General features: G+C 69.3%; 14 protein-coding genes, 3 tRNA genes and 1 pseudogene. 12 read left to right on the plus strand and 6 right to left on the minus strand.

Features of this window, described 5'->3' with window-relative positions:
- A pseudogene (locus EHS43_RS11305) lies at positions 1–498 on the plus strand (DNA primase); the annotation flags it as partial.
- 100 nt (positions 499–598) lie between these two features.
- On the plus strand, positions 599–1,888 hold the full coding sequence (locus EHS43_RS11310) for an RNA polymerase sigma factor (RefSeq protein WP_125190406.1): 1,290 nt from the start codon (positions 599–601) through the stop codon (positions 1,886–1,888).
- 253 nt (positions 1,889–2,141) lie between these two features.
- On the opposite strand, the gene EHS43_RS11315 is transcribed toward EHS43_RS11310, so the two are convergent.
- The 4 genes from EHS43_RS11315 to EHS43_RS11330 all read right to left on the minus strand — a co-directional run bounded on the left by EHS43_RS11315 (position 2,142) and on the right by EHS43_RS11330 (position 7,848).
- Positions 2,142–4,070 carry an ABC transporter ATP-binding protein gene (locus tag EHS43_RS11315; protein WP_125190407.1) on the minus strand — a complete coding sequence of 643 codons (1,929 nt, stop codon included), beginning with the start codon at positions 4,068–4,070 and terminating at the stop codon, positions 2,142–2,144.
- Complete coding sequence (locus tag EHS43_RS11320) at positions 4,070–5,803, minus strand: ABC transporter ATP-binding protein (protein ID WP_125190408.1); 1,734 nt, start codon at positions 5,801–5,803, stop codon at positions 4,070–4,072. Before EHS43_RS11320 ends, EHS43_RS11315 begins: the two co-directional genes overlap by 1 nt.
- A 187-nt stretch (positions 5,804–5,990) precedes the next feature.
- Positions 5,991–7,427 carry an FGGY family carbohydrate kinase gene (locus tag EHS43_RS11325; RefSeq protein ID WP_185806208.1) on the minus strand — a complete coding sequence of 479 codons (1,437 nt, stop codon included), beginning with the start codon at positions 7,425–7,427 and terminating at the stop codon, positions 5,991–5,993.
- Between the two features lie 115 nt (positions 7,428–7,542).
- Entirely contained in the window at positions 7,543–7,848 is a 306-nt protein-coding gene (locus tag EHS43_RS11330; protein ID WP_125190409.1) for a YtxH domain-containing protein, read from the minus strand.
- Between the two features lie 179 nt (positions 7,849–8,027).
- Here EHS43_RS11330 and EHS43_RS11335 point away from each other — a divergent pair.
- The 5 genes from EHS43_RS11335 to EHS43_RS11355 all read left to right on the plus strand — a co-directional run bounded on the left by EHS43_RS11335 (position 8,028) and on the right by EHS43_RS11355 (position 12,339).
- A tRNA-Asn gene (locus EHS43_RS11335) sits at positions 8,028–8,100 on the plus strand.
- 6 nt (positions 8,101–8,106) lie between these two features.
- Positions 8,107–8,179, plus strand: a tRNA-Asn gene (locus tag EHS43_RS11340).
- Positions 8,180–8,348: 169 nt separating this feature from the next.
- Positions 8,349–8,422: transfer RNA gene (locus tag EHS43_RS11345), tRNA-Ile, on the plus strand.
- 929 nt (positions 8,423–9,351) lie between these two features.
- Positions 9,352–9,717, plus strand: a complete 366-nt coding sequence (locus EHS43_RS47600) for a hypothetical protein (protein WP_260470474.1) — start codon at positions 9,352–9,354, stop codon at positions 9,715–9,717.
- Positions 9,718–10,065: 348 nt separating this feature from the next.
- Positions 10,066–12,339, plus strand: a complete 2,274-nt coding sequence (locus tag EHS43_RS11355) for a LuxR C-terminal-related transcriptional regulator (RefSeq protein WP_125190411.1) — start codon at positions 10,066–10,068, stop codon at positions 12,337–12,339.
- Between the two features lie 84 nt (positions 12,340–12,423).
- On the opposite strand, the gene EHS43_RS11360 is transcribed toward EHS43_RS11355, so the two are convergent.
- On the minus strand, positions 12,424–13,467 hold the full coding sequence (locus EHS43_RS11360) for a LacI family DNA-binding transcriptional regulator (RefSeq protein ID WP_260470475.1): 1,044 nt from the start codon (positions 13,465–13,467) through the stop codon (positions 12,424–12,426).
- Between the two features lie 164 nt (positions 13,468–13,631).
- Between EHS43_RS11360 and EHS43_RS11365 the strand changes: the two genes are divergently transcribed.
- Positions 13,632–15,824 carry an alpha-galactosidase gene (locus tag EHS43_RS11365; RefSeq protein ID WP_125190413.1) on the plus strand — a complete coding sequence of 731 codons (2,193 nt, stop codon included), beginning with the start codon at positions 13,632–13,634 and terminating at the stop codon, positions 15,822–15,824.
- 197 nt (positions 15,825–16,021) lie between these two features.
- Here EHS43_RS11365 and EHS43_RS11370 read toward each other — a convergent pair whose 3' ends face one another.
- Positions 16,022–17,035 carry a hydroxyacid dehydrogenase gene (locus tag EHS43_RS11370; protein WP_125190414.1) on the minus strand — a complete coding sequence of 338 codons (1,014 nt, stop codon included), beginning with the start codon at positions 17,033–17,035 and terminating at the stop codon, positions 16,022–16,024.
- A gap of 358 nt (positions 17,036–17,393) precedes the next feature.
- On the opposite strand from EHS43_RS11370, the gene EHS43_RS11375 reads away from it, so the two are divergent.
- From EHS43_RS11375 to EHS43_RS11390, 4 genes are all read left to right on the plus strand, one after another.
- Positions 17,394–18,719, plus strand: coding sequence for an ABC transporter substrate-binding protein (locus EHS43_RS11375; protein ID WP_125190415.1), 1,326 nt, complete (start codon positions 17,394–17,396; stop codon positions 18,717–18,719).
- A gap of 40 nt (positions 18,720–18,759) precedes the next feature.
- Complete coding sequence (locus EHS43_RS11380) at positions 18,760–19,716, plus strand: carbohydrate ABC transporter permease (RefSeq protein ID WP_125190416.1); 957 nt, start codon at positions 18,760–18,762, stop codon at positions 19,714–19,716.
- On the plus strand, positions 19,713–20,579 hold the full coding sequence (locus tag EHS43_RS11385) for a carbohydrate ABC transporter permease (protein ID WP_185806210.1): 867 nt from the start codon (positions 19,713–19,715) through the stop codon (positions 20,577–20,579). Before EHS43_RS11380 ends, EHS43_RS11385 begins: the two co-directional genes overlap by 4 nt.
- Before the next feature lie 10 nt (positions 20,580–20,589).
- Positions 20,590–23,238: Tat pathway signal sequence domain protein (locus EHS43_RS11390; RefSeq protein WP_125190417.1), on the plus strand; the 2,649-nt coding region annotated here is incomplete at its 3' end.

The raw sequence follows: 23,238 nt of genomic DNA on the forward strand, positions 1-23,238 counted from the left end.
GTCTCCGGACCCGCCCTCACCCTGCGCAACCCCGTCTACGCCACCGAGCGCGAGCTCCTCAAGCTCGCCCTCCAGCGCCCCGACCTGGTCTCCCCGGCCTTCGACGCCTACGGCATCGACGAGTTCACCGCCCCGCCCTACGCCGCGGTACGCCAGGCCATCATGGACGCGGGCGGCGCCGAGTACGGGGTGCAGGACTCCCAGGACTACCTCGTCCGCGTCCGCGAGGCCGCCCCCGACGACGCGGTCCGCGCGATGGTCACGGAGCTGGCCGTCGAGGCGATCATGCGGCGCGCGGTCGACGAGGTGTACGCGGGCACGGTCCTGGTCCAGGTCCGCCGCCGCGCCGTCGAACGCCGGATCCAGGAGATCCAGGGCACCCTCATCCGCCTCGGCACCGGCGGCGACGTGGCCCACCTGGCCGCCGTGCAGAACGAGATGTGGGTGCTCCAGCAGTACGACCAGGCACTACGCGAGCACGGGGCCGCCGCCCTCTAGCGGCGCGTACGGCGGAGTCACTGCGCGGTCACGGCCCGATTGCAAAAAGTCACCGCACGCCCCTCGTGGCGGCTGTGTGTCGTACTCCACACTGGGTCCGGTGCCTGAGTCCTCGGAGCGCGGCCGATCCGTCCCCAGCGGGTCCCAGACCCCCGCGGTTCCGCCCAACGCGTACGGGACGGACAGCGGCGAGGCCGCCGACTCCGCCCCCGAAGTACCGCTGCCGCACCCCCTGGCAGCGATCATCCTGGAGGTCGCCCCCGTGCAGACCCAGACCCTCGCACAGACCGAGAACAGTACGGACGACACGACAGAGCAGGACGCCGAGCCCGACGTCCTCGTCGCGGTGCCCCCGCAGAGCCGTGTCGCGCACCACCCCGAGGCGGAGCCCGACGCCCCGCCCGCGGAAGCCCTCGAACACGTGGAGACCGAGCCGGCCGAGCCGCCCGAGCCGCCCCGCGGCCGCGTCGACACCGGCGGCCCGTCCTCGGACCTGTTCCGCCAGTACCTGCGGGAGATCGGCCGCATCCCGCTGCTCACCGCGGCCGAGGAGGTCGAACTCGCCCGCCGGGTCGAGGCCGGCCTGTTCGCCGAGGAGAAACTGAGCAACACCCCTGACCTGGACAGCCAGTTGGCGCTCGACCTGGATCGTCTGGTCGTACGGGGCCGGATGGCCAAGCGCCGCCTCATCGAGGCGAACCTGCGCCTCGTCGTCTCCGTCGCGAAACGGTACGTCGGCCGCGGCCTGACCATGCTCGACCTCGTGCAGGAAGGCAACCTGGGCCTCATCCGGGCGGTGGAGAAGTTCGACTACGCCCGCGGCTACAAGTTCTCCACCTACGCCACCTGGTGGATCCGCCAGGCCATGTCCCGGGCCCTCGCCGACCAGGCCCGCACGATCCGGGTCCCGGTCCACGTCGTCGAGCTGATCAACCGGGTGGTCCGTGTCCAGCGCCGCATGCTCCAGGAACGCGGCTACGAACCGACCCCGGAGGAGGTCGCCGCCCACCTCGACCTCGCCCCGGAGCGCGTCAGCGAGGTCCTGCGGCTGGCCCAGGAACCGGTGTCCCTGCACGCCCCGGTGGGCGAGGAGGACGACGTCGCCCTCGGCGACCTCATCGAGGACGGCGACGCGGCCTCACCGGTCGAGTCGGCGGCGTTCCTGCTGCTCAGGGAGCACCTGGAAGCGGTGCTGTCGACGCTGGGGGAGCGCGAACGGAAGGTGGTCCAGCTCCGGTACGGGCTCGCCGACGGCCGCCCGCGCACGCTGGAGGAGATCGGCCGCATCTTCGGGGTGACCCGCGAGCGGATACGGCAGATCGAGTCCAAGACGCTCAACAAGCTGCGGGATCACGCCTTCGCGGATCAGCTGCGGGGCTATCTGGACTGAAGGGGGGCCGTCTCCTGACGGCCCCCGCCCGCTAGGGCGTGTTGCGAATGTCCCGCCTGCCTTGCGACGCCATGCACGCGCCCCCATCCTCGAACCTGCTGCCCAGGGCTCGGACGGGGGGACCCCCTTCGCCGCACCGGGCGAAAGCCCAAGTACATCCAGTACGAGGGCTTCCGCCCGGCACGCCGAGAGCACGCACCTGACGCCGCGAGGCCCGCCCTTCGGGCGAACGACGGGACTTTCACAACACGCCCTAGTCGACCTCCGCCACCGCCTGCGCGAACTGGGCCTTGTACAGGCGCGCGTACGCCCCGTCGGCCTCCAACAGGTCGGTGTGCGTGCCCTGTTCGACGATCGAGCCGTTCTCCATCACCAGGATGGTGTCCGCGTCGCGGATCGTCGACAGACGGTGCGCGATCACGAACGAGGTGCGGCCGTGGGCCAGTTTGGCCATCGCCTTCTGGATCAGCACCTCGGTGCGGGTGTCCACCGAACTCGTCGCCTCGTCGAGGACCAGGATCACCGGGTCCGACAGGAACGCCCGGGCGATGGTGATGAGCTGCTTCTCGCCCGCGCTCACCCCGCTGCCCTCGTCGTCGATCACGGTGTCGTAGCCCTCGGGCAGGGTCCGGATGAACCGGTCCGCGTGGGCCGCCCGGGCCGCCTCCTCGATCTCGCCCCGGGTGACCTCGCGCGCGGCGCCGTACGCGATGTTCTCCGCGATCGTGCCGCCGAACAGCCAGGTGTCCTGGAGGACCATGCCGATCCCGGCGCGCAGGTCGTCCCGGGACATCGTGGCGATGTCCACGCCGTCGAGGGTGATCCGGCCGCCCGAGACGTCGTAGAACCGCATGAGCAGGTTGACCAGGGTGGTCTTCCCGGCCCCCGTCGGGCCGACGATCGCGACCGTGTGCCCGGGCTCGACCTTCAGGGAGAGGTCGTCGATGAGGGGCTTGTCGGGGTCGTACCGGAAGGACACGCGCTCCAGGGCGACCCGCCCGCGCAGTTCCGCGGGCTTCTCGGCGACCTGGGGATCCGGCTCCTGCTCCTCCGCGTCCAGGAGTTCGAAGATCCGCTCGGCCGAGGCGACACCGGACTGCACGAGGTTCGCCATCGACGCGACCTGCGTCAGCGGCATCGAGAACTGCCGGGAGTACTGGATGAAGGCCTGCACGTCACCGATGGACAGCGCACCGGACGCGACCCGCAGACCGCCCACGACCGCCACCAGCACGTAGTTGAGGTTCGACACGAACATCATCAGCGGCTGCATGACCCCGCTGTTGAACTGCGCCTTGAACCCGGCCTCGTACAGCGCCTCGTTCTGCTCGGCGAACTGCGCGGCCGACTCGTCCTGGCGGCCGAACACCTTCACCAGGGTGTGCCCGGTGTACATCTCCTCGATGTGGGCGTTGAGCTTGCCGGTGGAGCGCCACTGCTGCACGAAGTGCGGCTGCGAGCGCTTGCCCACGCGCGTGGCGACGACGAACGACAGCGGCACGGTGACCAGCGCGACCAGCGCCAGCAGCCAGGACACCCAGAACATCATCGCGAGCACCCCGATGATGGTGAGCAGCGAGTTGATGAGCTGGCCCATCGACTGCTGGAGGGTCTGGCCGATGTTGTCGATGTCGTTCGTGGCCCGGGACAGGACCTCGCCGCGCTGGCGCTTGTCGAAGTACGACAGCGGCAGCCGCGACATCTTCGTCTGCACGTCCTCGCGCATCCGGAACATCGTGCGGTTGACGGTCCGGTTGACCAGCCGTGTCGCCACCGCCATCAGCAGCCCGGCGATCAGGAACACCCCGACCGCGAAGAGCAGGACATGCCCCACCGCGGTGAAGTCGATGCCCTCGCCGGGCGTGAAGTCGGTGCCGCGGAGCATGTCGGCGACCTGACCGTCGCCGCGCTCCCGCATCCGCGCGAGGACCTCCTCCTTGCTCGCGCCGGCCGGCATCTGCCGTCCGATGATGCCCGCGAAGACCAGGTCGGTGGCCTGACCGAGGATCTTCGGCCCGGCCACGTTCAGACCGACGCTCACCACCACACAGGCGAGCATCGCGTAGAGAGTGAACCGTTCCGGCTTGAACTGGGCGAGCAGCCGCCTGCCGGACACCTTGAAGTCCAGGGAGCGGTTCTCTGGACCGCCGCCTGCCATCATGCGCCCCATGGGCCCCGCCATCAGGCAGCCTCCGCTTCCGTGAGCTGGGAGAGCACGATCTCCCGGTAGGTCTCGTTGTCCGCCATCAGCTCCCGGTGGGTGCCGGTGCCGACGACCCGCCCCTCGTCGAGGACGACGATCCGGTCCGCGTCGCGGATGGTGGCCACCCGCTGGGCGACGATCACGACGGTCGCCTCCGCGGTCTCCTCGGCGAGCGCCGCCCGCAGGGCCGCGTCGGTGGCGTAGTCGAGCGCGGAGAAGGAGTCGTCGAAGAGGTAGATCTCCGGCCGCTGCACGAGCGTGCGCGCGATGGCGAGCCGCTGGCGCTGACCACCGGAGACATTGGTGCCGCCCTGGGCGATGGGGGAGTCGAGCCCGTTCTCCAGCCGCTCGACGAAGTCCCTGGCCTGCGCGACCTCCAGCGCGTGCCACAGCTCCTCGTCCGTGGCGTCCGGATTGCCGTAGCGAAGGTTGGTGGCGACCGTGCCCGCGAAGAGATACGGCTTCTGCGGCACCAGCCCGACCGTTTTGGCGAGCAGCTTCGGGTCGATGTCCGACACCTCGGTGCCGTCGACGAGGACCTCGCCGTCGGTCGCGTCGAACAGCCGGGGGACCAGGCCGAGCAGGGTGGACTTGCCGCTGCCGGTCGAGCCGATCACCGCGGTCACCTCGCCGGGCCGGGCCACCAGGTCGATCGCCCTGAGCACCGGCTCCTCGGCGCCCGGGTAGCGGAAGCCCGCACCCCGGATCTCCAGATGCCCGTGCCGCCGCAGCTCGGTGACGGGGGCCACCGGCGGGACCACGCTCGACGAGGTGTCCAGGACCTCCTGGACGCGCTCGGCGCACACCTCCGCGCGCGGCACCATCATGAACATGAAGGTGGCCATCATCACGGACATCACGATCTGCATCAGATAGGCGAGGAACGCGGTCAGATCACCGATCTGCATCCCGCCGCTGTCGATGCGGTGGGCGCCGAACCACACCACGGCGATCGACGACAGGTTCACCGTCGTCATCACGACCGGGAACATCAGCGCCAGCAGGTTGCCGGTCCGCAGGGACATCTCCGTCAGGTCGGTGTTCGCCTTGCGGAAGCGCTCCTCCTCGTACTGGTCCCGCACGAACGCCCGGATGACCCGGTTGCCGGTGATCTGCTCGCGCAGCACCCGGTTCACCGTGTCGAGGCGGACCTGCATGGCCCGGAACAGCGGCCGCAGCCGCCGGACGATCAAGGTCACGCAGATGCCCAGCGTCGGCACCACGGCGACCAGCACCCCTGACAGCGGCACGTCGAGTCCGAGCGCCAGCACGATGCCGCCCACGCACATGATGGGCGCCGACACCAGCAGGGTGAACGTCATCAGGGTCAGCATCTGGACCTGCTGCACGTCGTTGGTCGTCCGCGTGATCAGCGTGGGCGCGCCGAACTGACCCACCTCGCGCGCCGAGAACGACTGCACCCGGTCGAAGACCGCCGCCCGCAGGTCCCGGCCGAGCGCGGCGGCGGTCCGGGCGCCGTAGAACACCGCCCCGATGTTGCACACCACCTGCGCCAGCGAGATACCGATCATCAGGGCGCCGTAGCTGAGGATGTAGCCGGTGTCGCCGTTCACCACGCCTTCGTCGATGATGTCGGCGTTCAGCGTGGGCAGGTAGAGGGTGGCGCAGGTCTGCAGGAACTGCAGCAGCACCAGAAGGGCGATGGGTTTCCTGTAGGGCCTGAGATAGGTCCGCAGAAGTCGTATGAGCACGCTACGTCTCTCGGAGTCGGCGACGGGGCGAGTGGTTGCCCCTGGCCCCTATCGTCGGACACTCCACCCGTGTTACCTCAACCGATTAAGCCGACAGCAGTGCTCCGCACGGGCTGCGGGCTCCGCACGGACGCCGACTCCTACCGGACCCTTACCTTCCGGGCCCTGGCGGAACGCCGGACGGGTCCTAGCGGAACGCCCCCGGGTACGTCTGCTCCCGCACCGACACGAACTGCTGCCGCACCGCCTGCCCCACCGCAAGCTCCTCGCCCGGATCCAGCACCTGCGCGGCCGGGCCCTGCCACATCGGCGGGGTGCGCGGGTCGAGCGTGCCCTGCGAGACCCCGAGCGCCCAGGCCGCCTGCCGGGCGGCACCGATCGCCGCGTAGTCCGCCGGCTGCGGCACCACGACCTGCGCGCCGAACAGCGCGGGCGCCGAGGCCTGTACCGCGGACAGCTCGGCGGCGGCCCCCAGCAGGAAGACCCGCCGCACCTCCACCCCCCGGCCACGCAGCACGTCGAGCGCGTCGGCGAGCCCGCACAGCATGCCCTCGAACGCCGCCCGCGCCAGGTGCTCCGGCTTCATCGACTCCCGCCTGAGCCCGCTCAGCGTCCCCGCGGTGTGCGGCAGATTCGGCGTCCGCTCGCCTTCCAGATAGGGCAGCAGTACGAGGCCGTGGGCGCCCGGCGTCGACTTCACCGCCAGGTCCGACAGGCTCTCCAGATCACCGAGCCCGAGCATCTCGGCGGCCCCGCGCAGGGTCCGTACGGCGTTCAGGGTGGTCACGACCGGCAGGTGCATGCCGGTCGCGTCGGCCAGGGAGGTGATCATCCCGGTGTTGTCGACGAGCGCCTCGGGGTGCACGGCCATCACGGACCCGGACGCGCCCAGTGACACCACGGCGTCCCCGAGCCCGATCCCGAGCCCGAAGGCGGCGGCCATGGTCTCCCCGGTCCCGGCGGAGATCAGCAGCCCCTCCGGGGTCGTACCGGCCGCGTCCGCCGGGCCGATCACCTCGGGGAGCATCGCCTGGTGGCCGAGGGCCAGCTCCACGAGGTCGGAGCGGTAGGCGCCGGTGGCCGCGGACCAGTAGCCGGTCCCGGAGGCCCCGCCGCGGTCGGTGGTCCGCCGCACCGGCCGGCCGAGCAGCTGCCACACCAGCCAGTCGTGCGCCTGGAGGAGGACGGCGGTGCGCAGGGCGGCGTCGGGCTCGGTCTTGTTCAGCCAGCGCAGCTTGGTGACGGGCTGCGCGGCCTGCGGGACACAGCCCACGGCCTGGGCCCACGCCTCGCGGCCGCCGAGCGCGTCGACGAGGTCGGCCGCGGCCACCTGCGCGCGCTTGTCGCCGCCGACCATGGCGGGGCGCACGGTGTTGCCCTGGGCGTCGAGTGGCACGACGGCGTTCTGCTGGGCCGACACGCCGATGGCCTGCACGCCTTCGAGGAGCCCGCCCCCGGCGGCCTCACCGAGGGACAGGAGCCAGGCCTGGGGATCCACGTCGGAGGGACGCCCTTCGACCGGGTGCGGCGCGTACCCCTGTTTGAGCACGGCACCCGTGTCCGCGTCGCAGACGACGATGCGAGTGAATTCGGGTGAGCTGTCCAACCCGGCGACTATCCCCATGGCGGAAATTCTATGGGCGTAGCGTCGCGGCGGTGCGCGCAGTGCGCACGGTGACGCGGGCGTGGGACCGGCATCACCGGTCCCACGCCCGCGGGTGGTTCATGTCACTGCGGATTCATGGGGAGCTGGTGCCCCAGTCGTCCTCCGCCGGGCCGCTGGAGTTGCGGTCCCGCAGCGAGCGCACCCGCTGGGTCACGGACTCCGGCACCCGGTCGCCCACCTTGTCGCTGACCGCGTGGTACGCCTTGCCGGCGAACTGGCGGCCCTGCTGGGCGGCGGTCTCCGCGGTGTTGCGGACGGCGGGGTTCTGGGCGACCTGACGGGCGGATTTCTTCAACTGCTCGTAGCGCTCGCGCCCGGCACGGGTGCCCAGCACGTAACCCAGAGTCAGTCCGACCACGAACGTGAGCTTGTAGCGCATGGCGGCCACCCTTCCTTGCGTAGGTATCCGGTGCGACGTCGGTGTCGGTATCGGTGTCGGTCCCGGGTCAGGGGAACCGATTGGCGGAGCACCCCCCTGCTTGCGCTAATGTATGTGTCGCAGCGAGCGCCCGCCCCCTGGCGAATACCCAGGGAGGTACGTTCGATGCAACGAGGCGATCCTCCGTAGCTCAATTGGCAGAGCAGCCGGCTGTTAACCGGCAGGTTACTGGTTCGAGTCCAGTCGGGGGAGCTTCGATCTTCCGTAGCTCAATTGGCAGAGCAGCCGGCTGTTAACCGGCAGGTTACTGGTTCGAGTCCAGTCGGGAGAGCAGGAAGAGGAAGGACCCCGATGGGGTCCTTTTTCATGTCCGAGGGAACTGCGCAGGTCAACAGCGGAGTCCTTCGGGGCATGCGAAGTCGCCCCTGCGAAGCAGGAGATCGTATGAGCGGCTATGCTGCGGCAGACGGCGCGCACGCATGTACGCGACACGCCGCTATGGGGCGGTAGCTCAGCCGGTTAGAGCAGCGGACTCATAATCCGTCGGCCGTGGGTTCGAGTCCCACCCGCCCCACCTGCGCAGGCTTCTGACCTGCGGAAACGTTCAATTTGTCCTGTTGGATCGTCAACTTTGTCTCAACGGACTAAATCCGCTGCTCGTTAGTTTGGTGCCCGGCTCGGCCTGCGCTGGCTGGTACCCCTCTGACATGCATGAATGCGGGCAGATGCGTATCTGGAGGCGCCTGTTTCGCTGGGGCGTGCGACGGTGGTGTCATGGATTGAGGCCGCTCTGAGGCCGCCGGTAACGAGAAGAATGCGCTCGACGGGTCTGCGCCCTGGCGGGTGCATGTGGCCCGCGGCCTTCGATGTGGTGGCCGTCTGGGTTTGCGGTACGCGAGAGTGCGGGTCGTTGCGGCGGCTGGTGGGTGCCAGGAACTGACCCGGGGGAAACGGCCCCAAGCGACGCTGCAGCGTCTTGGTAGGCCATGGGAGCGAGTCCCGCCCGCCCCGCCATGCATGCCTCTGGACTGCGGAAACGTCGCATCAAGGCATAGCTTCAGTCCGTGGGCCAACGGAGGAGTCCGCTGTGCGCGAGTTCAACTGGGTAGGTCTACGGGTGGTATCGGTGAGTGGTTGAACATCAAGTTCGGGACGTTGGCAGCACGCAAGGAATCGGAAGCCGACCAGAGCTGGTGGCACCAGGAAACGGCCCGTACTGGTAACGGCCCAGAGGAGACCGGCAGATACGGCGGGACGGCGGATCGCGGTGGGGTCCCGCATGCAGCCGCACGGCTTTTCCCGCTCATCCCGTCCATCGAGCGGGAGCGATGGCTATCGCTCAGGCGTGACGTGATCCGGTGCGCAGGCGCGGGTGGGCTTGGATACACCGACGGGCCCTGACACCTCTTGTCGCTCAGGGGCTCGGTTCCGACGGCGTCCAGCAGGGCGCACCAGGGGGTGCGCCCGATTTAGAGGTCTGAGCTCTGCACCGCCGCCTCGCCGGTGTACGCGGCCGCCGAACTCGCGGTCTGGCCCGACTTCACCGCCCTCGTCCAGGACGAGGAACTCTGGAACCTGGCCTGTCGCGCTCAGGCCGAGATCATGACCCTCCCGCGGTACGGCCAAGCCGGCGAACACATGGCCAAGGCCATGGGGCCACGTGAGACTGCCCGGACACACCAGGCCATCGAAGCGGACGTGCTGCCGCTGGACTACCAGGCGTTCGACCGGTTCCACCACGGCGGCAAGGTCCGCGCCCAGGACGTTGAAACCATGTACGACTGCCTTGCCGAGAGGCGCAGCGGCGGTCACCCCATGCCCGCGCTCCGGACACTGTTGAGCCGGTTGGAGGCGCATGCCGCTGTCTAGGCGATCACCTGGCGGTCGACGAGGAGGGCGCGGTGGAGGCACCGGCCTGGGCTTCGGTGCCGGCCCGGCCCGTCAAAGGGGTCGCCGACATGTTCAGTGGCCCTCTCGGCAAGCGGCTCGCCGGCCTCGCGAGAGACGCCGCCTCGTGGTTGGTCTCGTCGGCCGCCCCGGGCAGGCATTCGAGGCGCCCTGCATCGCGGCCCTGGTCGGCGGCAAGATCGATCTGCACCGGGATGGGCAGCCAGTGATATCTAACATGTTAGTTGCTACCCTGTTGTGTGTACGGCCGCCGACCAGCAGGCAAGTGAGGGTTCGGGCGCGGTTCGGAGCGGGTGGGAGGCGACTGGCATGACCGTCCTGGCGTCGCGCGCGGGGAACCTGCCCGAGGCGTTCACCACGTTCGTGGGCAGGGGCCATGACATCGCCGAGATCCGCCGTGTTCTGGGCTCGGCGCGGCTGCTGACTCTCACCGGGACGGGCGGCGTGGGCAAGACGCGGCTGGCGCTGGAGGTGGCGGCGACAGCCAGGAAGGCCTTTCCCGACGGGACGTGGCTGGTCGACCTGGCACCGGTAGGGGACGCCTCGGCGGTGGCGACCACGGCCGCCGCCGCTGTGGGCATCGTGGACCTGGGCGGCACACCTGCCCTCGACCGGCTTGCCGAGCGCCTGGCTGAGCGGCGGGCGCTGATCGTGCTGGACAACTGTGAGCACCTTGTCGACGCCTGCGCCGAGCTGGCGGACGCGCTGCTGTCGGCCTGCCCTGGACTGCGCATCCTGGCCACGAGTCGCCAGACGCTCGGCATAGGGGGTGAGCACGTGTTCACCGTGCCGCCGCTGAAGGTGCCGGACGAGGCGGTCGAACTCCTGAGGGACCGTGCTTGCGCGGTACGGCCCGACTTCCGGATCACCGACGACAACTGGGACACGGTCACCCGGCTGTGCGCCGACCTGGACGGGCTGCCGCTCGCCATCGAGCTGACCGCGTCCCGGCTGCGTACGCTCACCGTCGAACAGGCCGCGGACCGGCTGGAAGACCGTTTCGCGCTGCTTACCGGAGGCAGCCGGACCGCACGACCTCGGCAGCGCACGCTGCGTGCGGCGATGGAGTGGAGCTACGAGCTGTGTTCCCCGGCCGAGCGGCTGCTGTGGAACCGGCTGTCTGTCTTCGCCGGCGGCTTCGGCCTGGACGCGGCCGAGGCCGTCTGCGCCGGAGAGGGCCTTCCCGCGCAGGAGGTGCTGGACGTCCTCGACCGGCTGGTCGTCCAGTCCGTCGTCCTACCCGCCGAGCACGAGGGCCTGCCCCGATACCGGCTTTTGGCGACGGTCCGCGAGTACGGTCGGGAGCGGCTCGCCGAGTCCGGTGAGGAAGAGCGCCTGCTGCGGAGGCACCGCGACTTCAACCTTGCCCTTGCCGAGCGCATCGCCGGCCGATGGTACGGCCCGGGCCAGGAGGAGGCCCTGACCCGGCTGCGCGCCGAGCATGCCAATCTGCTGGCCGCGCTGGACCGGGACGACGATCCGCAGGCCACCCTCGCGTTGGCCTCGGCGCTGCGCTTCTACTGGTGCGCCGGCGGATTCCTTGCCGAAGGGCGACGACAACTCGGCCGTGCGCTCTCCGCCGCGCCCGAACCCACCCTGGCTCGCGCCAGGGCGTTGTGCGCAGCGTCCTGGGTGGCGCTGCTGCAGAGTGACCATGCGGCGGCCGACGGGTGGCTGCGCGAGGCCGGAGAACTGTGCGAGCGGCACGGTGACGTGGCACTGCTCGCGCACGTCGCGGGACTTCGCGGCACACGGGCGGCGTTCCAGGGGAGGCTGGCGGATGCCGTGCCGTTGTTCGAGCATGCTGTAGCCGCCCACACGGTGGTCACGGAGAAGGGCTCGGCGGTTTTCCTGCTGTTCCAGCTGGCCGCGGTGCAGATGGACCTGGGTGATCCACGGGGTGAGACGACTGGTCGGCAGGCAGTCGAGTTGGCAGAGGCGCACGGTGAGCGGTGGGCGCGCGCGCATGCGCTGTGGACGCTGAGCTGCCACGCGTGGAGGCAGGGTCGTCGTGAGGAAGCCCTGGCGTTGATCCGGGCCTCGCTCGAGATCGAGCGAGGCTTCAACGAGCCGCTCAGCGCGGCGCTGATGCTGGAGACGTTCGCCTGGATCATCGCTTCCTACGGTGAGTACGAGCGAGCGGGCCGAACCCTCGGGTCCACACGCAAGATGTGGCGCGATGTGGGTGTGGAGATCTCCGTGTTCGGTCCGCCGCTGGACGACGACCACGCACGGTGCGAACGGTTGGTCGTACGAGCACTGGGACAGGAGGGGTACGAGAGGGCACTCGCGGTCGGGGGCCGTCACGACACCCCCAAGCAGGCCATCGACTCCGCCCTGGGCGGTGGCATCGCCCCGGCCCCCGTGGCCGCCGCCGCTGTCCCTGGCCCGCTGACCCGCCGAGAGCGGGAGGTGGCGGCGCTGGTGGCCAAGGGTCTGAGTAATCGGAAGATCGCCGAGGAACTCGTGGTCTCGCCGCGCACGGTCGACTTCCACGTGGAGAACATCCGCGCCAAGCTCGGCTTCACCAGCCGGGCGCAGGTCGCTGCCTGGTGGGCCACGCAAGCACCAACCACCCAGTGAAGGCACCCCTGGTGGCGTGGGGAAACCGATGGCCACTCGGCGATCCGGCACAGCTGCTGATGAGGACCGCGCGCCCGCACCGGTTTATCTGCGCGCCCGCACCGAGTCCCGGATCATCAACTGCGTGCTGAGCACGACTTGGCTGTCGCCGGAAGCGCCTTCCTCGCGATCTAGGACCAGGCGTATGGCGGTGCGTCCCAGTTCCTCGTAGGGGACCCGGACGGTGGTGAGGGACGGGGTGAGGTCGGCGGCGAAGGGGACGTCGTCGAAGCCGACCAGTGAGATGTCACGGGGCACCCGCAGTCCGGCCTCGCGAAGCGCGGCCATGGCTCCGAGGGCGATGGCGTCGGTGGAAGCGAAGACGGCGGTGAAGTCCAGGCCGGCGTCCAGCGCCTCGCGTACACGGCGATATCCGGAGGCGCGGGTGTAGTGACCGGCAATGTCCAACTCGGTGAGATGGGGTGCCGAGTGAGCGCGCAGAGCGTCCAGGAACCCCCTGTGACGCTGCTCGGCACTGCTGAACCCCTGCTCGCCGCCGAGGAAGAGGATGCGGCGGTGTCCGGAGGTCAGCAGATGCGAAACCGCCTGGAAGGCGCCGCCGTGGTTGTCGTAGTCGACGACGGTGACGGGCAGTCCGGGGGCGAGGGGCGGTCGGCCGAGGAGGACCAGGCGGGACCCAGCGGCGTCCAGGGCCTTGGCGTAGGCGGCCATGCGGCGGTGGTAGGTGGCGTCGGGGACCGCGCCGCCGACCAGTACCACTGCTGCCGCGTGCTGTTCTCGCATCAGCTGGACGAGGTCGTCCTCCCGTGCCGGATCACCGTGCGTGGAGCAGACCAGGCTCAGTCGGCCCCGGCTGTTGGCTTCCAGCTCCACCCCGGCGGCCACATGCGCCAGCGACGGGCCGGTGATGTCCGGGATGACGAGGGCGACAGGCCCGGGGACCCTGCCCGACAGGGCCTTCGCGTGGACGTTCACCACGTAGTGCAGGGAGTCGACGGCGGACATGACGCGGGCCCGTGTCTGCTCCGAGACGGGGTAGTTGCCCGCCAGGGTGCGGGAAACGGTTGCCACCGACACGCCGGCCTGTTGTGCGACATCGCGGATGGTGCTGGGCCGGTCAGTCCGGATGCTCTTCCGTCGCCCTGAGCCGCGAGCCCGGCTCTTGCTTCCGCTCTCTTCACTGTCTGCCACGTCTGTGACGTTACTGCACCCGGTGATGGTTGCGGGCGGCTGACGGCAGGATCTAGCCTGATCGAATAGTAATCGTTTTCTGGACCGTGGAGTCGATGATCATGTCCGTCACGCATCTGCGCTGGGGTCGCGACGAACTGTCTGTCCTCCTCGCCTGGGAACCGGCAGGGCCGGTACGGCTGTTGGCCGTGGGGGAGGCGTCCGCCCTGCCTGATCCGCGGCGCGAGCCGGAACGGTGTGCCCAACTCGCCCACCTTGCCCTGCCCGTCGTAGAGATCCAGACCGCGGGCAGCGGACGGCTGGGCACCTCCGGGAAGCGGCATGTGGACGGCGTCGCGGCGCGTGCTCTGCGCCACGTGACCCACGAGGAGAGTGTGAGCGACCCGGGCACCCAGCACCTGCGGGTACGGCTCGCCGACGATTCGGGAGGGGTGGCGGCCACCGTGCTGTTCACCCTGCGTGCGGGCATACCCGTACTGCACACCGAGACGACGGTGCGGAACGCGGGCGAGCGGCCGGTGACGGTCGAGTACGTCTCCTCAATGGTCCTGTCCGGACTGGCCCGGCACCTCCCTGACGGCGCCCGCTGGGAGGACCGGATCTCCCTGTGGCTGGCGGCCAATCCGTGGAGCGGCGAGTTTCGCTGGTCCCGGGCCACACTGGCCGAGCGCGGGCTCTACGACGTCGGCATGACCGCATACGGTCAGACCGGATCGAAGAATCGCATCGCGGTGACCAGTACGGGATCGTGGTCCTCGTCCGAACACCTCCCGATGGGGTGCCTGGAGGAGCCGGCCACCGGTCGTGCGCTGCTGTGGCAGATCGAACACAACGGCTCCTGGCACGCAGAGATCGGCGACCGCTTCGGCGACGTGTACCTGTCGCTGTCCGGCCCCACGGACCGCGAACACCAGTGGAGCCGTCGCCTCGCACCCGGCGACACCTTCACGGCCGTGCCCGCGGCGGTCGCCCTGGTCCCGGAAGGCGGCTTCGAAGCCGCCGCGGCGGCGCTGACCGAACACCGCCGAGCCACCCGGCGACCGCACGCGGACCACCAGGAACTCCCCGTGGTCTTCAACGACTTCATGAACAGCCTCATGGGTGAACCCACGACCGGGGCCCTGCTGCCGCTGGTGGACGCCGCCTCGGCGGTCGGCGCGGAGGTCTTCTGCATCGACGCGGGCTGGTTCGACCCCGAGCCGTCCGGCACCGTCGGACCGGGCGGCGTCCCCGGATGGTGGGATGCCGTGGGGGAGTGGCGGGAGGCGAAGTCCCGGTTCCCGGGCGGGCTTCGGGAGGTGACCGAGCGCATCCAGGCCGCGGGGATGGTTCCGGGGTTGTGGTTGGAGCCCGAGGTCGTGGGCGTCCGCAGCCCTGTTGCGGCCGTCCTGCCGGACGAGGCGTTCTTCCGCCGCGACGGTGTACGGCTCGTCGAGTGGGGGCGGCACCAGCTCGACTTGCGCCACCCGGCTGCCCGTGCGCACCTGGATGCCGTCGTCGACCGTCTTGTGGATGAGTACGGCGTGGGCTATCTGAAGCTCGACTACAACATCGACATCGGGGCGGGCACCGACGGTCCGGACGGCACCGACAGTCCCGGCGACGGCCTGCTCGGCCACAACCGGGCGTACCTCGACTGGCTCGACGGAGTCCTCGACCGCCATCCGGCCCTGGTCCTGGAGAGCTGCGCGGCGGGAGGCAGCCGTACCGACCACGCGGTGCTGTCCCGGCTGCCCATCCATTCCGTCACCGACCAGCAGGACTTCCGTCTCCTGCCCGCGATCGCCGCCGCGGCTCCCACCGCCGTGCCTCCGGAACAGGCCGCGATCTGGGCCTACCCACTGCCCGAGCACACCGAGGCGGACCTCGGCACGGTCATGGTCTCGGCGATGCTCGGCCGGGTCCATCTGAGCGGGCGCCCCGACCTGCTCTCCCCGGACCAGCTCTCCGTCGTGCGCAGGGCACTGGCCACGTACAAGACGTACCGGCACCTGCTGCCCGGTTCCCGCGTCCGCTGGCCGCTCGGTCTGCCGCGCTGGCGTGACGGATGGATCGCGCTCGCCGTGACGGCTCAGGACGCCACCACGCTGCTGGCGCTGTGGCGTCGCGCCGGTGCCGCGGAGTCCGTCACGGTGCCCGTGCCCTGGATCTCCACGGAGGTGCGTCCCGCCGTGCTGTTCGAGAACGGCTCGGGGGCGGTGATCGACTGGGACGGCCGTGCCCTGGTGCTGAAGGCCGAGATGACGGCGGAGTCGGCAGTGCTGGTCGCCTTCAGGGACATCGTGATGGGCTGACCTGGCCCGCGCGGTAGAGGGATCAACGGCCGCAGCGCCCCGCTGGCGCGGTCCGGGCAGGTCCTGCCTGCGGGCTGTGACCGCGCATCACCAGGGCCGCCCCGTGTCGGGGTTGCGCCGCCCGAGAGGCGGTTGGCTCCGCGTGAGCGGCTCTGGCCGTGAGGGGGCGGGTCGTGGCGGTGCCCCGCCCTTTGCACTCAGGCGCTGTAGGCCATGTGCTTGCGGAGCACGGACCTGGCGAGGGGTGCACCTGCGGCGAAGAGGGCCAGCTCGTCCACGACGGTGGCGCCCAGACGTTGCAGTTCGTTCCCCAGGGATCCGGCGATGTGGGGGGTGAGGAAGACGTTCGGGAGGTGGTACAGAGGCGAGTCCGCGGGCAGCGGCTCCGGCTCGGTCACGTCCAGGACGGCGTTGATGCGGCGGGAGACGAGCTCGTCCGTCAGCGCCTCGGGGTCGATGAGGGCGCCGCGGGATGTGTTCACCAGCACCGAGCCGTTCGGCATCAGCGCCAAGCGCCGGCGGTCGAGCATGCGGTAGGTGTCGGGGATGTCGGGCGCGTGCACGCTCACGATGTCGCTGGTGCTCATCAGCTCGTCGAGGGGCACGGACTCGGCGCCAAGTTCGGCGGCCTCTGAGGCGTCGACGTAGGGGTCGTAGAGCGACACCACGAAGTCGAAGGGCCGCAGCAGCTCCAGGACGCGGCGTCCGACCTGGGAGGCGCCAATGATCCCGATACGTCGTCCGACGTTGCCCACAGCGCCATGGCCGGCGGGTGCTGGGTAGGTGTGCTCGGCGCGGAACCGTTCGCGCAGTCCGAAGGCGTCCTTTCCGGACAGCAGCAGCATGGCGAGGGTGTACTCCGCCACGGGCAGGGCATTGGCCCGCACCGCGCTGGACACCTGGATGCCCCGTTCCCAGACTTCGGGTCCGACGAGGTTGCGGACGCTGCCCGCGGCGTGGAGTACAGCCTTGAGGCGGGGTGCGGCCGCGAGCACGTGCTCGTCGATGGGCGGACAGCCCCACCCGGTGATCAACACGTCCGTCTCGGCCAGGGCACCGACGGCCGCCGGATCGGTGAAGTCCTCCACGACGACAGTGGGATCGATCTGCACCAGGGCTGTCAGCCGTGCCAGGAGCCGTGGTGGGAACAACTCGGGCAGGTGCACCGGGTTCATCGCGAACAGCGCGCGTGGTGGGTGTGAGGTGGGCATGGGTCACCGCTTCGATGTGGAGGGTCGTCTGAGGGGCGTGTAGTAACCGTATTCCACGCTAGCTAGACCGCGCGACACGGGTCAATGAGTTCCAGACTCCGGCCATTGGCAGAAGTGAGCTGCTCGCAATATCCATACATGGGTTAAATTGCCTGCTCAAAGCACCTGACGGTGACAGAAGTGCAAGCTGGACGAAACAAGTGAGCCTCGACCTCTTGTGCGTCAGGGTGCTCAGGTCTTACGGTCCCACAGCAAACGGTTACTGAATGAGTTTCCCCTCCGTACCCGTCGCTCTGCCCCTCAGCCGTCCGCACCCTCTTGCTGCCGCCGGCGCCGTCCCGCCCTTCCTGGAGGACCGATGAGCACCATCCGTTCGAGAGCCGCAGCCGGCGCGGCCGCCACCCTCTCCCTCTGCCTCGTCCTCGGCGCCTGCGGTGGCGGCGACGACGGCGACTCGGCCACCAAGACGACCCAGGGCAACGTCAAGCTGGAGTTCTGGAGTTGGACCGAGGGCATCTCGGACCAGGTCGCGGTGTGGAACAAGGCGCACCCGGAGACCCAGGTGACCTTCGTCAACGCGGCCGGTGACACGGTCTACCAAAAGCTGCGCGCCGCGGTGACCTCGGGCAACGCCCCCTGCCTGTCCAAGATGGACGGGATGAACCTGGCGAACTTCGCCGCCGACGGACTCCTCACCGACATCACCAAGACCGCAGCCCCCTACAGGTCGCGCTACACCACGCCCGCCTGGAACAGCGTGAGCCCCGGCGGCGCCACCTACGGCATCCCCACCGGCTCCTCCCCGCTGTTCACCGCCTACCGGGCCGACCTGTTCCAGAAGTACGGCATCAAGGCCCCCACCACCTGGGACGACGTGATCGCCGCGGGCAAGGCCGTGCAGAAGAAGGACAAGAACGTCAAGATCTTCAACATGGCGGGCGAGGACCCGAGCACCCTCGTGGACCTGTCCTGGCAGGCCGGCGCCGCCTGGTACAAGGTCGACGGCGACCACTGGGAGATCGGCTTCACCTCTCCGGACGCGCTGAAAGCCGCCGACACCGTCCAGCAGCTCGTGGACGACAACCTCGCCTCCAACGCCTCCTACTCCGACCCCGGCGTCTTCAAGACCTGGGACCTCGGCAAGACGATCCTGATGACCACCTCGACCTGGCAGCTCCCCATCTACGACACCAACTTCCCCAAGTCCAGGGGCAAGTGGCAGCTCGCCGACGCGCCGGTCTTCGACACGGCCCACCCGCAGACCTCCAGCAACTTCGACGTGACGGCCGTACTGAAGGGCTGCAAGTACCCCGACCGGGCAGCCCAGTTCGCGGCCTGGCTGTCCAGCAGCAAGGAGTCCCTGACCGCGCTCACCGACCCCGCCTCCAAGTCGGGGCTCTTCCCGGCGGTCAAGGACGTCTCGCCCTACGTCGACAAGATCATCCCGACCGAGATGTTCAACGGCGACTCGGACAGCGCCCAGGTGATCAAGACCGCCGCGTCCCGGGTGGGGGAGCAGTGGCAATACGGGCCGGACTACGCGGCGATGTACTCCGAGATGCAGAAGCAGTGGGGCAAGGTCATGAAGAAGCAGATGTCCGTGAAGGACATGCTGACGCACCTCCAGGAGTGGGTGCTCGCCGACCTGAAGAAGAAGGGCGTCAAGGCCGTCGCCGCGAACTGACAGCCAACGTCCCCCCGGCGCATCCCACTTGGAGACATCCGTGTCCACCCTCACCCGACCCCCGCAGGTTGCGGGCGACGCCTCCCCGGTCCGGCGGACCTCCTCCCGCCGGACCGGGCGACGGGGAGCCTACAAGGGCCTGCTGTTCCTTCTGCCCTTCCTGGCCGGCTTCGTCCTGACCTACGTCGTACCGATCGGCTACGCGTTCAGCCAGAGCCTGCACGAGAAGAAGAGCAGCGGCATCGGCTTCGGCCCGCCGAAGGTCGTCTTCACCGGCTTCGCCAACTTCTCGGCGATCCTGGCGGACGGGTCCTTCTGGGCCGGCATGCTCCGCACCCTGCTCTTCGGCGCCGCCCAGATCGCGGTCATGCTGGGCATCGCCCTGCTGCTGGCCCTGCTGCTCGACGTCGTCGCCGCCCGCGCCGTCCGCTTCTTCCGTGCCGGGCTGCTCATCCCGTACGTCATTCCGGGCGTCGTCTCGACCCTGATCTGGCTGTTCCTCTACAGCCCGACGGCCAGCCCGATCATCGACATCGGGGACAAGGCGGGCCTGGACGTCACCTTCTTCGGCGGCATCAACACCTACCTCTCGCTGGGCAACCTGCTCACCTGGCAGGGCATCGGCTTCAACATGATCCTGATCTCCGCCTCGCTGCAGGCGCTGCCCCGCGAACTGTACGAGGCTGCGCGGCTCGACGGTGCCAGGGAGTGGCGGATCGCCTGGTCCGTCAAGATCCCCAACATCACCGGGATCCTGGTGCTGACCGGCATGTTCTCTCTGATCGGCCGGCTCCAGCTGTTCACCGAGCCGCTGTTCCTGCGCTACGTGGCACCGGAGTCCATCAGCACCGACTTCACCCCGATGCTGGAGATCTTCGACCGGGCCTTCAAGACCGGTGACTATCAGTACGCCGCCGCCGAGTCCCTCGTCCTCGCCGCCGTCACCGGCATCCTCGCTTTCGTCTTCTACCGCGTCACGAACAGGAAGATGTCATGAGTGCCGTCACCACAGGGGGCGGCGTGCGCCCCACCCGCCGTGCGGTGGCCCTCACCACTGCCCTCCTGATCGTCTTCCTGGTGTACTCGCTGGCCCCCACATGGTTCCTGCTGGTCGCCTCGACCAAGAACCAGTCCGATCTGTATTCCACCTTCGGCCTGTGGTTCTCCGCGAACCACTTCGCCGACAACTTCCGGGGGATCTGGGACTACCACGACGGGGTCTTCGGCCGCTGGATCCTCAATTCGGTGCTGTACTCCACCGTCGGTGCGGCCGGTTCGACGCTCCTCTCGCTGGCCGCCGGCTATGGCCTGTCGAAGTTCGAATTCCGGGGCCGAGGTGCCCTGTTCGGCGTCATTGTCGGTGCCTCCCTGCTGCCGAGCACCCTGCTGGCCTTCCCCCTCTACCTGGTCTTCGCGGACATCCACCTGACCAACACCGTCTGGGCGGTGCTGATCCCGTACTTCATCAACCCCTTCGGCGTGTACCTCGGCAAGGTGTACGCCGACAGTTCGATGCCTACCGAACTGATGGAGGCGGCCCGCATCGACGGCGCCGGCGAGACGCGGATCTTCCTCTCCATCGCGCTCAACCTGATGCGCACCGGCGGCATCACCATCTTCATGCTCGACTTCGTCAACATCTGGAACAACTTCTTCCTCCCCCTGTTCATGCTCAACGGCGAGCGTTCCTTCCCCGTCACCCTGGGCCTCTTCTCCTGGGTGCAGCAGGCGCAGACCTCCCGCGACATGAACACCCTCGTCCTCACCGGGTCGCTGCTGTCGATCATTCCGCTGGCGGTCTTCATGTTCGCCCTCCAGAAGTACTGGCGCAGCGGAATCCTCATGGGCAGCCTCAAGTAAAGGATCACCCGTGCCCAACGCACCCAGAAGACGCGATGTGCTGAAGTACGCCGGGGCCACCGGAGTCGCCGCGGCCGCGATCGGACTGCCGACCGCCGCACCCGCCGTCGCCGCCGAAACTCACGGGCCCGCGCGTGGCTGCGCCCCGCTCGACGTCGTCGTCTTCGGCGACGCGGACTCCGAGGCCGTGCACTCCCTCACCGCCACCCTCTCCGACACGGTCACCGGCGGCCTCGGTCAGTCCGCCCGCGTCCTCAACCCGACAAGCCCCGCCTCGTACTGGGGCGGGACGCTCAAGTTCGACGTCGCCGTCAGCCCCACCGGCACCACCTACGTCACGGTCCGCTTGTGGGGCGACGACTACGACGACACCTCGGAGGAGGCAGCCTCCGGCACCCACATGTGGCGCCTGCAGCTGTTCTGCGAGGGCAAGCAGGTCGGCTATCAGGACCAGGGAGCCGTCGACAGCCTCGACATCCTCGACACCGCGCCCCGAAGTCCGGGCCGCTTCTTCTTCCACACCCTGCCGCTGCCGGAGAGGATGACGGCCGGGAAGAAGAAAGTGTCCCTGGAGATCCGCGCCATGGGCCGGATCTGGTCCTACGGCCAGAACCAGGCCCAGCTCTACTACACGATGACCACGCCCTCGCGCGGCATCTACCGCCTCTACACCCACACCGACCCCTGTTTCATGCCGCCGAGGGGCGAGGTGCAGGGCCCCGCACCCGAGCCGAAGCCGCGCACCGGGGGCGAGGACGTCCTCGACGACATCAAGACCCGGGTGCTCAAGGACCAGAACGACCTTCTGACCAGCGCGACCCCGGCCGCCATGGACGGCTGGGCCATGCAGTCACTGGCCGAGGGCTACCTGTGGTCCGGCAGCCCGGCGCACGGCAAGCCGGAGGCGGTCGAGCGGGTGCTCCAGGCCATCGACGGCCGCTACATGGCCTGGAAGGCCGACCCCACCGTGCTGACCGGCTCCGACCAGCAGTGGCAGGGCTTCGGCCGGGTCGGCCTGGTACTCGCCCTGCTCTGGGAGCACCTGGGCGACGGCCTCACCACCCAGGTCACCGGATTGCCGTACGGCATCGCCAACCCCTCCTTCGAGTCCGGCGGCGACACCCCCACCGGCTGGCAGAAGCCAGGCTGGGCTCCCTCCGGCACCTGGGCCCGGGACACCACGGTCGCCCGCTCCGGCTCCGCCTCCCTCCGGCTCGACGCCACCGGCGCAAGCGGCTACAGCTACGTCTACTCCGCCCCCAAGACCCGTATATCCCAGGGCACTTACACCTACGGAGCCTGGATCAGGACGGACGGTGTCACCGGCCTCGGCGCCCACATCGACCCGCTGTTCTTCGACTCCAGCGGCAACCTGGTCGGCAGCGACCACAAGAAGTACGCGAGCACCGGTACCCACGACTGGGAGTACGTCTCCATCGACCTGGCCACCCCGGCCGGAGCCACTCAGATGGAACTGCACCTGCGCCTGTCCGGCCCCGGTACCGCCTGGTTCGACGACGTCACCCTCGTCGCCCCCGTCGACACCACCACTCCGGTGCCGCCGGTGCGCAAGGACGCCTACATCGACATGCTCAAGGCGAGTCGTGACTACTGGCGCCGGCACTTCCCGCACTACAGCAACCAGTCCCAGATCTGCGCCATCGGCATCTACCAGGCCAACCGCGGACTCCGACTCCTCGCCCCCGACCAGGCCCTGGACGAGACCAGGGCCCGCGACTACATGTACCAATCCATTGGCCTCAAGGCCTACCTCGGCCCCGAGGATGCCGACGGCAACCCCACCAAGCCGCTGGGCGACAGCTACTACCAGGTCACCGAGGCCGGTCTGACTCGCGAACTCGGCTACGTCGGCAACTACGGCGAGGTCATGGACTGGCTCGTGATGATGTACGAGTCCGTCACCCGCGGGCACGACGGCCAGGACGCGCCCGAACTGCGTGAGCAGATGGTGCGGATGACCAAGGCGCGCGGCGCGTTCCGGGTCGTCGACGTCGACAAGGACGGCTGCCGCATCTCCCGCATCGAGACCGTCATCGGCTGGCGCAACGAGGTCTACCCCGGCGAGATCGCCTACGCCTCCCGCACCGCATGGGACTCCAACCCCGTCATGACGGCCGCGGTCTTCAAGGACCCCGACATCGTCGGCTGGACCCAGGAGATGGTCGCCGACGGTCAGCTCTACCCCCAGCTCCACCTCCAGGCCACCCACACCTGGACCCGGGTCGGCCTGAACGCCCTGCGGTTCCTATCCCGCGACTGGCCCGAATTCCAGACGCTGGCCGCACGCCCCGGCCGTATCCCCACCGGCTGGGACCGTCCCGACTTCGTCGTCACCGACGAGGACAACGGCTGTGTGGCCGTCAAGAACGGCAAGGAACTGCTCTTCGCGTCCCTCTACTGGCGGGCCCGTCAGGGCGTCAACGACTACGCCCGCGTCCACCACGTCACCCCCACCGACCAACGCTCGGCCACGGTCCGCCAGCACACCGCGGGCACCAGCGGCGCCACCTTCACCGCCCGCGACTGGATCCTGTGGGACTACGCCATCAACGACCCCGGCGCCGCGGGCATCCCGCCCGGGGGCTTCCCGCCCCCCGGCGAGACCCTCCACCAGGCACAGGAAGGCGACGTCTACCAC

Source organism: Streptomyces sp. RP5T (assembly GCF_003933965.1).
GTDB lineage: Bacteria > Actinomycetota > Actinomycetes > Streptomycetales > Streptomycetaceae > Streptomyces.

What these genes read in the sequence shown, in the direction of transcription:
- EHS43_RS11315 (WP_125190407.1), bottom strand. Translation starts at nt 4,070, where the DNA reads ATGGCGGGGCCCATGGGGCGCATGATGGCAGGCGGCGGTCCAGAGAAC.
- EHS43_RS11325 (WP_185806208.1), bottom strand. Translation starts at nt 7,427, where the DNA reads ATGGGGATAGTCGCCGGGTTGGACAGCTCACCCGAATTCACTCGCATC.
- EHS43_RS11330 (WP_125190409.1), bottom strand. Translation starts at nt 7,848, where the DNA reads ATGCGCTACAAGCTCACGTTCGTGGTCGGACTGACTCTGGGTTACGTG.
- EHS43_RS11355 (WP_125190411.1), top strand. Translation starts at nt 10,066, where the DNA reads ATGACCGTCCTGGCGTCGCGCGCGGGGAACCTGCCCGAGGCGTTCACC.
- EHS43_RS11365 (WP_125190413.1), top strand. Translation starts at nt 13,632, where the DNA reads ATGTCCGTCACGCATCTGCGCTGGGGTCGCGACGAACTGTCTGTCCTC.
- EHS43_RS11370 (WP_125190414.1), bottom strand. Translation starts at nt 17,035, where the DNA reads ATGCCCACCTCACACCCACCACGCGCGCTGTTCGCGATGAACCCGGTG.
- EHS43_RS11375 (WP_125190415.1), top strand. Translation starts at nt 17,394, where the DNA reads ATGAGCACCATCCGTTCGAGAGCCGCAGCCGGCGCGGCCGCCACCCTC.
- EHS43_RS11385 (WP_185806210.1), top strand. Translation starts at nt 19,713, where the DNA reads ATGAGTGCCGTCACCACAGGGGGCGGCGTGCGCCCCACCCGCCGTGCG.